At 63.1% G+C, this 12,043-nt stretch carries 17 protein-coding genes; all 17 read left to right on the top strand.

Features of this window, described 5'->3' with window-relative positions; all coding sequences use genetic code 11:
- Window positions 1-126 precede the first annotated feature (126 nt).
- Complete coding sequence (locus AC1DIS_RS21695; protein ID WP_477748864.1) at window positions 127-651, top strand: terminase small subunit; 525 nt, start codon at window positions 127-129, stop codon at window positions 649-651.
- Window positions 652-694: 43 nt separating this feature from the next.
- On the top strand, window positions 695-2,584 hold the full coding sequence (locus AC1DIS_RS21700; RefSeq protein WP_477748865.1) for a phage terminase large subunit family protein: 1,890 nt from the start codon (window positions 695-697) through the stop codon (window positions 2,582-2,584).
- 10 nt (window positions 2,585-2,594) lie between these two features.
- Window positions 2,595-2,810 (top strand): hypothetical protein, encoded by a 216-nt coding sequence (locus tag AC1DIS_RS21705; protein ID WP_054597792.1) that lies wholly within the window; start codon window positions 2,595-2,597, stop codon window positions 2,808-2,810.
- Between the two features lie 2 nt (window positions 2,811-2,812).
- Complete coding sequence (locus AC1DIS_RS21710; RefSeq protein WP_477748866.1) at window positions 2,813-4,420, top strand: phage portal protein; 1,608 nt, start codon at window positions 2,813-2,815, stop codon at window positions 4,418-4,420.
- 2 nt (window positions 4,421-4,422) lie between these two features.
- Window positions 4,423-5,655: a S49 family peptidase gene (locus AC1DIS_RS21715; protein ID WP_477748867.1), complete on the top strand. Its 1,233-nt coding sequence runs from the start codon at window positions 4,423-4,425 to the stop codon at window positions 5,653-5,655.
- A gap of 12 nt (window positions 5,656-5,667) precedes the next feature.
- The gene (locus tag AC1DIS_RS21720; protein WP_477748868.1) at window positions 5,668-6,018 is read left to right on the top strand and encodes a head decoration protein; all 351 of its coding nucleotides are present in this window, start codon (window positions 5,668-5,670) and stop codon (window positions 6,016-6,018) included.
- Between the two features lie 12 nt (window positions 6,019-6,030).
- A complete protein-coding gene (locus AC1DIS_RS21725; protein ID WP_477748869.1) occupies window positions 6,031-7,059 on the top strand; it encodes a major capsid protein in 1,029 nt (342 codons plus the stop codon).
- A 1-nt stretch (window position 7,060) separates the two neighbouring features.
- On the top strand, window positions 7,061-7,285 hold the full coding sequence (locus AC1DIS_RS21730; RefSeq protein WP_477748870.1) for a hypothetical protein: 225 nt from the start codon (window positions 7,061-7,063) through the stop codon (window positions 7,283-7,285).
- 2 nt (window positions 7,286-7,287) lie between these two features.
- Window positions 7,288-7,602 carry a head-tail joining protein gene (locus AC1DIS_RS21735; RefSeq protein ID WP_477748871.1) on the top strand — a complete coding sequence of 105 codons (315 nt, stop codon included), beginning with the start codon at window positions 7,288-7,290 and terminating at the stop codon, window positions 7,600-7,602.
- Entirely contained in the window at window positions 7,599-8,255 is a 657-nt protein-coding gene (locus AC1DIS_RS21740; protein ID WP_477748872.1) for a hypothetical protein, read from the top strand. The genes AC1DIS_RS21735 and AC1DIS_RS21740 overlap by 4 nt, the downstream gene beginning before the upstream one ends.
- Before the next feature lies 1 nt (window position 8,256).
- Window positions 8,257-8,778 carry a hypothetical protein gene (locus tag AC1DIS_RS21745; RefSeq protein ID WP_477748873.1) on the top strand — a complete coding sequence of 174 codons (522 nt, stop codon included), beginning with the start codon at window positions 8,257-8,259 and terminating at the stop codon, window positions 8,776-8,778.
- On the top strand, window positions 8,775-9,362 hold the full coding sequence (locus AC1DIS_RS21750; RefSeq protein WP_477748874.1) for a phage baseplate assembly protein V: 588 nt from the start codon (window positions 8,775-8,777) through the stop codon (window positions 9,360-9,362). Before AC1DIS_RS21745 ends, AC1DIS_RS21750 begins: the two co-directional genes overlap by 4 nt.
- A gap of 55 nt (window positions 9,363-9,417) precedes the next feature.
- Entirely contained in the window at window positions 9,418-9,651 is a 234-nt protein-coding gene (locus AC1DIS_RS21755) for a hypothetical protein (RefSeq protein ID WP_477781074.1), read from the top strand.
- Window positions 9,652-9,656: 5 nt separating this feature from the next.
- Window positions 9,657-9,983: a GPW/gp25 family protein gene (locus tag AC1DIS_RS21760; protein WP_477748876.1), complete on the top strand. Its 327-nt coding sequence runs from the start codon at window positions 9,657-9,659 to the stop codon at window positions 9,981-9,983.
- A complete protein-coding gene (locus AC1DIS_RS21765) occupies window positions 9,980-10,864 on the top strand; it encodes a baseplate assembly protein (protein WP_477748877.1) in 885 nt (294 codons plus the stop codon). Before AC1DIS_RS21760 ends, AC1DIS_RS21765 begins: the two co-directional genes overlap by 4 nt.
- A gap of 1 nt (window position 10,865) precedes the next feature.
- Complete coding sequence (locus AC1DIS_RS21770; protein WP_477748878.1) at window positions 10,866-11,474, top strand: phage tail protein I; 609 nt, start codon at window positions 10,866-10,868, stop codon at window positions 11,472-11,474.
- A partial coding sequence (locus AC1DIS_RS21775) for a phage tail protein (protein ID WP_477781075.1) occupies window positions 11,467-12,043 on the top strand: 577 nt, incomplete at its 3' end. The genes AC1DIS_RS21770 and AC1DIS_RS21775, both read left to right, overlap by 8 nt.

Genomic DNA, 12,043 nt, shown 5'->3' on the forward strand with positions numbered 1-12,043 from the left:
ACCCCGGGCGGGGGCCGATTTTTCTGGGTCCTCCCCGAGGGCCGCCCCCTACACGGGTTATCGAACTCGCGGATTCTCTGCAGCTGAGAATTTTGCAGGGATGTCCGTCTTTTCAAAGGGTTAGATATGGGCAGGACTGTCAACAAGGCCGACTTGAGTGAGATCGTCGGCCGCGACGAACGCACCCTGACCCGTTGGCAAAACGACGGCATGCCCGTAATTGAGTTTGGCATCGGGCGGGGCAACGAAAACCAGTACGACACTGAAGCGGTGATCCAGTGGCTGATGCATCAGGCCTCGCTCAACGGCAAAAAGGAATCCTCCCGCGACCGGCTCGACCGGATCCGGGCCGACCGCGAAGAGCTGGCGATGGCCAAGGATTTGGGTGAAGTGGTCATCGCCGATGACCTGATCGAACGCTTCGAGGCCATGATCACCGCCGCCAAAGTCGAGCTACTCAACTCATTCCCGGATGCGCTGGCCGCCGAGCTGTCGGCGCGTTACGGCGTGGAGGTGGACGACCAACTGATCCGAGATCCCATTGAAGCCATCCTGAGGAGGCTGTCTGACTATGACAAGGATGATGCCCCGTCAGATGGATATTCTGACGAACCGGACGATTCGGAGGGCTTTGAGGAAGGCGGCGACTAAGGCGCTGCGCGGCGCCTGTCGCAAGTGGGCACCACCACCGCGCATGAGCATCATCGAGTGGGCGGACAAATACCGCTGGCTCGCGCCGGAAGAGGCGGCACGCCCTGGCAAATACCGCTTCGATGTGACGCCGCACCTGACTTGGCCGGGCGGCCCGCTGGAAGCGTTGGACGATCCGGCGGTCAGTGAGATCGTCGGCCGCAAATCGGCACAGGTGGCCTGGACGTCTGGTGTGCTGGGCAACGCCCTGGGTAAATGGATCGACATCGACCCGTCGCCGATCCTGGTGCTGTTCCCCAAGGCCGAAGCCGCCAAGCAGTACGTCGGTGAAAAGCTCGAACCGATGATCGAGGCCACGCCACGGCTGCGCAAGAAAGTCGACCTGCGCAGCCGCAAGCTGCAGCAGCGTCAGGACTTCAAACGTTTTCCCGGCGGCTTCCTGAAGATGGTGGGCTCCAACAGCCCGGCCAGTGTGAAGTCCACGCCGGTGCCTCGGGTGGCCATCGAGGAGCCCGACGACTGCAACCTCAACCTGCGCGGGCAGGGCGACAGCATCAAGCTGGCCAAGGAGCGTCTGAAAACCTTTCGCCGCTCGAAGATCATCATCGGCGGTACGCCAACCATCAAAGGTCTGTCAGCGATTGATGCCGAGCTGGAACTGTCAGACAAGCGCGTTGGCCTGGTGCTGTGTCACGAATGTGGTCAGGAACATGCTCTTAGCTTCGACAATCTGCACTGTGATGAGGATCCGGATTACATGCACGAGGTATACGGCAAGAAGCGACCGGAGAAGGCCTTCTACTCGTGTCCGCATTGCGGTGCGATCTGGGACGACAACCAGAAGAACGCCAACCTCAAGCACGGACGCTGGTCGGCCACCGCCGAGTTTCGCGGGATCGCCGGCTACATCCTCAACGAGCTGTACGCGACGTTTTGGGGGTCGCGCTTCCAGGTGCTGATGGAGAAAAAACTCCAGGCCGAACACGCGGCGGCGCAGGGCAACATCGGGCCAATGATCGCCTTCGTCAACAGCTCGAAGGGCGAAAGCTACGAGTACCAAAGCGATGCGCCGAAGACCGACGAACTGGAAAAGCGAGCAGAGCCTTACGCCGAACTGACGGCGCCCAAGGGTGTGCTGCTAATCACCGTCGGCGTCGACGTACAGGGCGACCGACTGGCGCTGGTCATCACCGGCTGGGGCCGTGGCGAGGAGTCCTGGCGGCTGTATTGGGGAGAACTGCACGGTAATCCCATCGATCCGCATGACAGCGTCTGGCAGGAACTGGATCGGGTCATCTCCCGGCCGATTCCCACCGATGGCGGCGCGCAGCTAGCGGTGTCGGCGGTCAGCATCGACAGCTCGGACGGCAACACCAGTGACGCGGTGTACAGCTACGTGCGGGATCGTCAGCGCTACAACGTGATGGCGATCAAAGGCGCGTCCATCGACAGCCGCGACAAGGAGATCTTCACCAAGCCGCCGCAGTCGGTGGACACCTCGCAAGACAACACCAAGGCCGCGAAATACGGCCTGCGGGTGCACATCGTCGGCACGCACAAGGCTAAGACGTTGATCGACGGCCGTCTGCGGTTGAAGGGCGCAGGGCCTGGGCGCATGCACTGGTACAGCGAGATCCGCTCTGACTACTACGAGCAGCTCACCAACGAAGTGCTGGCGCCGCATCCGCGTAACCCCAGCAAGATGGTCTGGCAGAAAAAGGCCGGTCGCCGCAACGAGGCGCTCGACTGTGAGGTGTATGCGTTGCACGCCGCACGCAGTTTGAAAACCCACCTGCTGCGCGATCACGAGTGGGATCAGTTGGAGCAGCAGCTGCTGCAGCCAACCCTGTTCAACACCGAACAACCGGTCGCACCGGTACCGCGCCGAGCAGTCGCTCGCGGGCGGGGCACCCGCAGTCGTGCGGGCTACTAAGGAAACAATCATGACAGACGCACAACAGCGCCTCGCGGAAGTCCGGGCGGCGATCTCTGACGTCCTGAAAAAAGGGCAGCGCCTGCGTCGTGCGGATCGCGAGCTGTACCGCGCCGAGCTGAACAGTCTGCGCTTGCTGGAGCAGCAGTACGCCAAGGAGGTCGCCCTGGAGCAGGCCCAGCAACAGGGCCGAGGCCGCAACCGCATTTCTTACATGGCGATCTGACTATGGGCTTTTTTCGAAAGGATCCGGCCGAGCTGCTGATGCGCGAGGCCATCAAACTCGCCAAGTCGGCTTCCGGCGCACGGCCCATTGTCGCCCAAGGCGGCGGGGGCGGCACCGAGACCCGCTGGCGGGGTGCCTCGCGCGTACTGCGCAGCATGGCCAGTTGGATTCCCGGTCTGGGCAGTCCGCGCCGCGACCTCGACCAGAGTGAACGCCGCATGCTCGTCGCCCGTTCTCGGGACGCCATGCGCAACCACCTGATCGCCCGGGCGGCCATCACCCGCTTGCGCACCAACGTGGTGGGCACTGGGCTGGTCTGCCGTTCGCAGATTGATCACGACGCGCTTGGACTCAGTGAACAACAGGCGGAAGAACTCAACACCCAGCTTGACCGGTTGTGGTCGCTGTATGCCGACGATCCGCGCGAATGCGATGCCGAGGCAACTTTGAACCACTACCAGCTGCAGGCGCTGGTGATGATCTCGTCGATGGTTTGCGGCGACGTACTGATTGCCAGCCCCGACGATGAGCGTCCGGGTTGCGTGTTCAGCACGCGCTTGCAATTGATCGAGTCGGATCGGGTGTGCAATCCGGCCGGCCAATTGGACAGCGCGAACCTGGTGGACGGCGTCGAGTTCGACTGGCTCGGCGCGCCGCTGGCGTACCACGTCTGCAGTGGCTACCCGAACGAGTACACGGCAGGCCAAGCCCTTAAATGGGAACGCCTGCCGGCCTTCGGCGAGGCCACCGGCCGGCGCCGGGTCATGCACGTCATGGCCGACAAGGAGCGGCCCGGCCAGAAACGTGGTGCACCGTACTTGGCGCCGGTGCTGGAGCCGCTGCAGAAGCTGGAGCGCTATAGCAGCGCCGAGCTGATGGCGGCGGTGATCTCGGCGATGTTCACCGTGTTCATCAAGAAGAACAACGACTTTCAGGTCTCCAACCTGCCGCTGTCGGCGCTGGCCAACGAAGGCAACGGTGCCGGCGGCGACACCACGGCCGACGGCGAGTTGGCGTTGGGCGAGGGCGCGATTGTTGACCTGGGGCAGGGCGAGGAGCCGGTGATCGCCAACCCGGCGCGGCCTAATGCGCAGTTCGATCCGTTCTTCACGGCAGTGGTTAAGGAAATCGGCGCTGCCCTGGAGCAGCCGATGGAGGAGCTGTTGCTGCATTACAGCAGCAGTTACAGCGCGGCCCGTGCGGCGATGTTGCAGGCGTGGCGTTTCTACAGTCTGCGCCGTTGGTGGCTGATCTGTGACTTCTGCCAGCCCAGCCGTGAACTGCTGATCGACGAAGCGGTGGCCCGTGGGATGATCAAGTTGCCCGGCTACGCCGATCCGGCCAAGCGCAAGGCGTACTGCCAGGCGATCTGGATCGGGCCGGCGCGCGGTGCCATCGACGAACTGAAAGAGGCCAATGCCGCCGGCAAACGCATCGAGATCGGCGTCAGCAACGAAACGCTGGAAACCGCCGCGATGACTGGCGAGCCGTGGCAACAGGTGTATCGCCAGCGCGTGCGCGAAGTGGAGCAGCGCCGTGCTGACGGCCTGCACGTTTTGCCCAAGGGGCGCGAGCAGGAAACGCCGCCCAATAACCCCAACGAGGAATAACCATGCCCCGCGCATTTGAGCTGGCAGCCTCGCAGCCCTGGCTGATGCTGCCTGGCGCCCTGGACAACCTGCTGACCATTGCTGATCGGATGGGCGATCCGGCGGCGCTGGAGACCCGCACCGGGGTACGCCTGGACAACAGCCGCACTGTCAGCACCCGAAATGGGGTGGCCATTATCCCGGTGGTCGGTCCGGTGTTTCGTTACGCCAATCTCTTCACCGAGATCAGCGGCGCGACCAGTACCCAGGTGCTGGCCACCGACCTACAGGCAGCACTGGATGACCCCAAGGTCAAGGCGATCATCCTGAACATCGACAGCCCCGGAGGCGTGGCCGCCGGGATCAACGAGCTGGCGGACCAGATCCATGATGCTCGTTCACGCAAGCGCATTGTCGCGTACATCGGTGGCACCGGCGCCAGTGCCGCCTACTGGATCGCTTCGGCGGCCAGCGAGATCGTCATCGACGAAACGGCGCTGGCCGGCAGCATCGGTGTCGTCGTCGAGGCCGTAGTGGGGGGCGAAGAAGCCAACGGGCGCAAGCGCTACCAGATCGTCAGCCGCAACGCACCGAATAAGCGCGTGGATCTGGCCACCGAAGAAGGCAGGGCCAAGGTTGGCGAAACGGTCGACGCTATGGGCGACGTGTTCGTGGCCAAAGTCGCCCGCAACCTTGGCGTCGATCCCGAACGCGTGCCCGAGATGGGTGACTTCGGCGGTCTGCGCGTCGGCGCCGCTGCCGTCGAGTCCGGCCTGGCCCACCGGCTGGGCGCCCTTGAATCACTGATTACTGAATTGGCCAAACCGGCCGCAACCCAACCAAGGAAATTCAATATGACCACCGTCAGCAGCACGGCGGAGTTGCGTGAGGCGCTGGCCGCCGGCACGGATCCGCAAACCATTCAGATTGCCCAGGCCAGTCAGCCGGATCTGGAGAACATCCGCACCCAGAGTCGCGAGGAGGGCGCGAGTGCCGAGCGTGAGCGCATCACCGGTATTCATGCCCTGGCGAGCAAGGGCTTCGAAGCCGAAATCTCCGCCGCCATCGATGCCGGCACCTCGGTCGAAGCCACCGCCCTGCAACTGTTCAAGGCGGCCCAGGATCGCGGCATTTCCCTGAATGCGATTAAGGCCGATGGCACCGGTGCCTCGACTGCTACCCCACCCGGCAACGACGACCAAGGCGAACGCAAGGCCGTGGTCGGCGCCATCGTCGCGGGCGCTTCGCGCCGCTGATTGGAGAACTTCATGAGCAATCCAGAACGCCAAACCTACGTGCCGGATCAGCTGTCGGCCGGTGCCTTCCCGGTGATGATCGACATCGCCGTGATCGCCGCAGGCCAGAAACTCAACCGCGGTGCTGTCCTCGGCCAGGTGAAAACCAGCGGTGAATACGTGCTGTGCGCGTCCGCCGCCACCGACGGCTCCGAGGCGCCGAAGGCAATCCTCGACCAGGCCACCGACACCAGCCAAGGCATCCAGGTGGCGCCGATCCGTCTGACCGGCGAAGTGCTGGGCAGCCAACTCTCTCTAGGTGCGGGCCTCACCCTGGCGCAGGCGAAAGCTGCGCTGCGTGGCCTGTGCCTGTTCATTCGCTAAACCGGAGCTTCCATGGATATTTTTGATACCCGCACCATGTTGGAAGCGGTCGAGCAGATGCCGACTGCGCGCCGTTTTCTGCTGAACACCTTCTTCAACGGCGGCAGTCCGGTGACGTTCCCCACCAAAACGGTGGACATCGACATCATCAAGGGCAAACGCAAGATGGCGCCGTTTGTTCACCCGCGCCTGCCGGGTAGCGTGTCGCTGCGTGACGGCTACCACACTGATAACTACACGCCGCCGTACATCCAGCCCAAACGCGAGACCACCGCCGAGCTAGTGCTCAAGCGTGCGGCCGGCGACAACCCGTTCTCCTCGCGCACGCCGCTGGAGCGCGCGGGGCAACTGCTGGGTAAGGATCTGCGCGACCTGGACGATGAGATCACCCGCCGCGAAGAATGGATGTGCGCCCAGGCCCTGACCACCGGCAAAGTACGTGTAGTCGGGGAGGGCGTGGACGACACCATCGACTTCCTGATGGCCAGCGACCACAAAATCAGCCTGGGCAGCGGTCAATGGGGTACTGCTGACAGCGATCCGATTGGCAACCTGCGTGGCTGGAAACGCAAGATTGCCAAGGACTCCGGGCGTACGGCCAATACCGTGGCCATGAGTGGCGAAGCGCTGGACGCGTTCCAGTCCAACGCGACGGTGATGAAACAGCTCAACACCCGTCGCGTCGACATGGGCCTGATCAAGCCCGAAGAGCTGCCGGACGGTGTGACCTACCTGGGCTACCTGAACGATCCGGGCGTCGACCTGTACGGCTATGACGAGTGGTACCTGGACGATGACGATGACGAGCAGCCGATGATTCCGGCGGGTGGCCTGATCTTCGGTTCCTCCTCCACGCGCAACGCCATGCTCTACGGCGCCATTCAGGATCTCGCTGCCGTAGAGAGCGGTCTGGTCGAGGCAGCGCGCTTTCCGAAAAGCTGGGTGACCGAAGAGCCGAGTGCTCGTTGGCTGAAGTTGCAGAGCGCGGCCTTAGCCGGCCTGTTGGAGCCGGATGCCTTCATCTACGCCAAGGTGGTGTGACATGGCCAAAAAAGCCGAATACCTCGTGATCGATGGCTGCGTGCAGGACGGGCGCACGGTGATCGTCAAGGGGGAACCGTACAGCCCTCCGAGCAAGGAGGTGGCGGATGCGCTGCTCGCCGAGGGGCGCATCGCCTCGATCAAGGACCCGCTCGCGCAGCAGCTGCTGCGTGAAACTCAGGGCCTCGCCGGAGATACCGACGATAGCTCTGACGACGGTGCATAACCGTGCGCTTTCGGGAGTTGAGCGACGACATGGACGCCCTGGTGCTGGATGGCCTGGGCGACATTGGACTGGTCGGCGGTCAGGAAATCTCCGGCTTCTTTTCGGCGCCCTGGCTGCAGCCGCGTATGGGGCGTATCAACACCGCGCTGCGGGAACCGCAGTTCGAAATCCGCGTCAGCGATGCCGTGGGGATTGAGCCGGGGCAAGTGGTGGTCATCGACCTGCCGGTACAGGACGGAGGCGGCGACTATGACCTGGTGAAACTGGAACCGGACGGCACCGGCTGGGTGGCGTTGCTATTGAGGGCCAAAGCATGAGCGTCGGCAGTCACTTCAAACCCTCGGCCAGCGGCGGAATGATCTCCCTGCAAACCTCGGCGGCGGATCTGAAAGCCTTTCAGGACTTCGCGGCCGTGGTGCCAAAAGCGGCGGCCAATGCCCAGCGCCGGGCGATCAACAAAACCCTGCGCTGGCTGAGCACACACATTGCTCGCGCTGTCGGTCGGCAAGAGCGCATTGCAGTCGCGGCGGTGCGTCAACGTCTGCGCAGTTACCCGGTCAGCGGCGGTGCCAATAGCGGCAAGTTGTGGTTCGGTCTCAATGCCGTTGAGGCGAGCCGGATCGGCAACCCCAGGCAGGGCAAGTCCGCCGTGTCGGTGGCCGGCCGCCGCTATCAGGGGGCCTTTTACAAGAAGGTCTATGGCAACAGCGCGGACATCTGGATCCGTACGGCCAGCAAGCATTTCGATGCCAGTGATTACCCCGACAGCGATGTCAGCGGGGCAGGCGGTGTCAGTTCGGGCTGGATCGCCGAACACGGCAGTCGCTTCCCGTTGGCCAAGGCCAAGGTTTCACTGGAGCAGGCCAGACCGCATTTCGAAAGCTGGGTGCTCAAGGCCGACGAGCAGCTGGTGCATGTCCTGCAGCAGGAACTCAACTTTGAACTGCAGAAGTACCTTAAGGGGAAATAACGTGACGGACGAATTGGAAATCCCGTTCAGCCTTGAGCAGTTGTACCAGGCCATTGAGCAGCATATTCAGGCGTATCTGCCCGGTGTGCACACGGTGGCCATGTGGCCGAACATCCAAGATCGAATCCGTCTGCCGGCGGTGTTCATCGAGCTGGCGGAAATGGAGCCTGGGCAAGACCCGGGCACCGGTGAAACGGGGCTGGCGTGCAAGTTCGAAGCGAGGGTGATCACCGACCCGATCCAATCAGATCACCATCAACAGGCGGTGTTTCTGGCGGGGCAGCTCGCCGCGTTACTGCGCATGCAGTGCTGGGGTGTGGCGGTGGAGCCGGCTGAGTTTGTGCAGGCCATGCAGGACTGGACCAAGCCGGAGTTGGACGGCTACACGGTCTGGGTTGTGGAATGGACGCAGCAGATCTACCTCGGCGAAGCCCAGTGGCCGTGGCCGGATCAGCCACCGGGTACCCTGGTGCTGAACATCGAACCGGGCGACGGCCCGTTCCGTCCGGAGCAATTGCCATGAGCGCCGGTTATGTGGCTGCGCAGCACGACCGCATGCTCGCCGGCCTGGTCAAGGGCTGCTACGTGGTGGCGATCGATCTCGCCGCATCTCCACCGGTGTGTCGTGTTTCTGACGGTGAATGGGTCAGCGGCTGGGTGCGCTGGCACAGCGTCGCCGCCGGCAAGGCGCGGCACTGGCGAGCGCCGAGCATCAACGAGCAAGGCACCCTGATCAGTGCCAGCGGCGAGGTGGCACAGGGCACGTTCATCCCTGGCCTGTACGGTAACGGTGGCCCGCCACCGGACAACCGAGACCACGTCGAGGTCTGGCGTTTTGACGACGGCGGGTCACTGGTCTACGACTGGCAGGCCAAGAGCTACACCATCAGCCTGCCCAGTGGCACGGTCACGATCAAGGTAGGGGCGACCCAGGCCGAGGTGACCGACAGCACCGTGACGGTGAAGTCCAGCACGATCAACCTGGAGGCGAGCGTGAACATCAAGGGGCCGGTCAACATCGACGGCACGCTGCACGCCACGCAGAACATCACCAGCGACGGGGCGATTCTCGATACCGCCGGCAATAGCAACCACCACTCGCACTAGCGAGCCCCATTGACCCAGCCCGCCATGTGCGGGCTTTTTTATACCCGGAGCAATCATGGCCAAACCGCAAGAAGAACAGTCGGTGCTGGAGCCGGAGACCGTCATCCAGCCGACGTCGGCGGCATCGACCACGACCTTTCGCGACACCCTCTACACCTCCCGCACGCTGATCCTGCCGGATGACCRCACGCTGGCCGTGGCGAAGGGTGTGATCGCGGTCAGCACCACGGATGACCTGGCGCTGAAATACCTCAAGGCCCATGCCGAGTTCGAGCAGCTCAAGGAGTAATCCCGATGATCGGAATGGATCGCCACACCGGGCAGCCCATCTCCGGCATCGAGCATCTACGCCAATCCGTTGCGGACATCCTCGGCACGCCGCTGCTGAGCCGTCGTGAACGTCCGGAGTACGGCAGTAAGCTGCGGCGCATGGTCGATCTGCCCATCAACGAGGGCTGGAAGAGCGCCGCGCAAGCCGAGGCCGCCCGGGCGCTGGGTCAGTGGGAGCCACGACTAAGACTTGAGCGGATACGTGTTCTGTCTGTTTTGGGCGGGCAAATCAATATGCAGATCAGCGGCGAATACCTCGGTGTGCGCGGCACGTTGGAGGTGTGGGTATGAGTACCCTGGTGGATCTGTCGGAACTGCCGGCGCCGGACGTGCTGGAGCCGCTGGACTTTGAAGTCGTGTACGACGAAGCGCTGGGCGTTTTCCGCGGGCACATGGGCGCCAACTGGACGGCTTCACTGGAAAGCGATCCGGTCACCAAGCTGCTCGAGGTCGGCAGCTACATCAAGCTCGGCAATCGGGCGCGGGTCAATGATGCGGCCAAAGCGCAATTGCTGGCCTATGCCACTGGCGGCGATCTGGATCACCTGGCGGCCAACGTCAACCTAAAGCGCCTGGTGATCCAGCCGGCCGATCCGCTGGCAGTGCCACCGGTCGCGGCGATCCTGGAGTCTCACGACGCCCTGCGTGAGCGGGTGCAGTTGGCGTACGAAGGTTTGACCACCGCCGGTCCGCGTAACAGCTACATCCTGCATGCCCGTAATGCGTCGGCGTTGGTTGCCGATGCCACTGCCGAAAGTCCTTCGCCGGCCTGCGTTGATCTCACCGTCTTGGGGCTTGAGGGTGACGGTACGGTCGGTCCCGATTTGTTGGCATTGGTGGCCGACGCGGTGAATGACGAGGACGTGCGTCCGGTCGGTGACCGCGTGACGGTACGCGGCGCCGAGATTCTGCACTACCGCGTCGACGCGGTGCTGCACATGAAGGGGACCGGCCCGGAAAACGATGCCGCACTCGCCGAGGCGATCAAGCGTCTGGAAGCCTGGATCAACCCGCGTCGGCGGTTAGGGCTTGAGGTGGCGCGCTCCGGGGTCGATGCGCAACTACATGTCGCGGGCGTGGCTCGGGTCGAACTCAAGAATTGGCAGGATCTGGCCCCGACCAAGGCGCAGGCCGCTTACTGCACGGGATACAGCGTCGTGCTGGGAGGGTGACATGCGCAGTCTTTTACCACTCAACAGCACGCCGCTGGAGCGCGCTATTGAGGCGACATTCGTTGAGCAAACGCTGATCCCGCTGCGTACGTTGTACAACCCCGATACCTGTCCCGTGCATCTGTTGCCCCACCTGGCTTGGGCGTGGTCGGTCGACCGCTGGGATCCGGCCTGGTCTGAGCCGGTCAAGCGGGCGGCGATCAAAGCCTCGTTCTACATCCACAAACACAAGGGCACCATCGGAGCACTGCGGCGGGTGGTCGAGCCGCTGGGTTATCTCATCGAGGTGCTGGAGTGGTGGCAGACCGTGCCTTTGGGAATACCGGGCACTTTCGCCTTGAAAGTCGGTGTGCTGGACACCGGGATCACCGAGGAGATGTATCAGGAGCTGGAGCGCCTGATCGATGACGCCAAACCCGTCAGCCGCAAGCTGACCGGCCTGGCGATCAGCCTGGAAACCCAAGGCGCCTTGAACATTGCCGTTTCCCTCTCCGAAGGCGACGAACTCGACGTGTACCCGCCTGTGATGCGTGACATTGAGGTCACGGGCCGCTTCGGTGTGGTCGGCCGCGAACACTCCATAGACACCCTGGACGTTTATTATGATTGATGCGAATTCGCAGTTTTTCGCGATCCTCACAAACGTGGGGATGGCCAAACAGGCGAACGCCGACGCGCTCGGCATTCCCTGGAAGATCACCGATATGGGCGTCGGGGATGCCAACGGCACCGACCCGATCCCCAGCGCAACGCAAACCAAACTGATCAACGAATGGCGCCGCCGGCCGTTGAATCAGCTCAAAGTTGATCCGGCCAATCCGACGGTACTGATCGCCGAGCAGGTTATCCCCGCCGATGAGGGCGGCAAGTGGATTCGCGAAATTGGTCTGTACGACATCGACGGCGATCTGGTCGCGGTGGCCAACTGCGCGCCGAGTTTCAAGCCGATCCTGTCGCAAGGCTCGGGGCGCACGCAGATTGTGCGGATGAACTTCATTGTCACCAGTACCGGCAACATCACGCTCAAGATCGATCCGAGCGTGGTGTTGGCGACACGTGATTACGTCGATCAAAAGGTACTGGAGGAGCTGGGCAAGCAGGACTTCAAGCACTCGGTGCGGGTGGCGACTACGGTCAACATCGCGCTGGCGGGGCTTCAGACCATTGACGGGGTCGCCC

It is taken from the genome of Pseudomonas sp. 05N433, assembly GCF_056396925.1.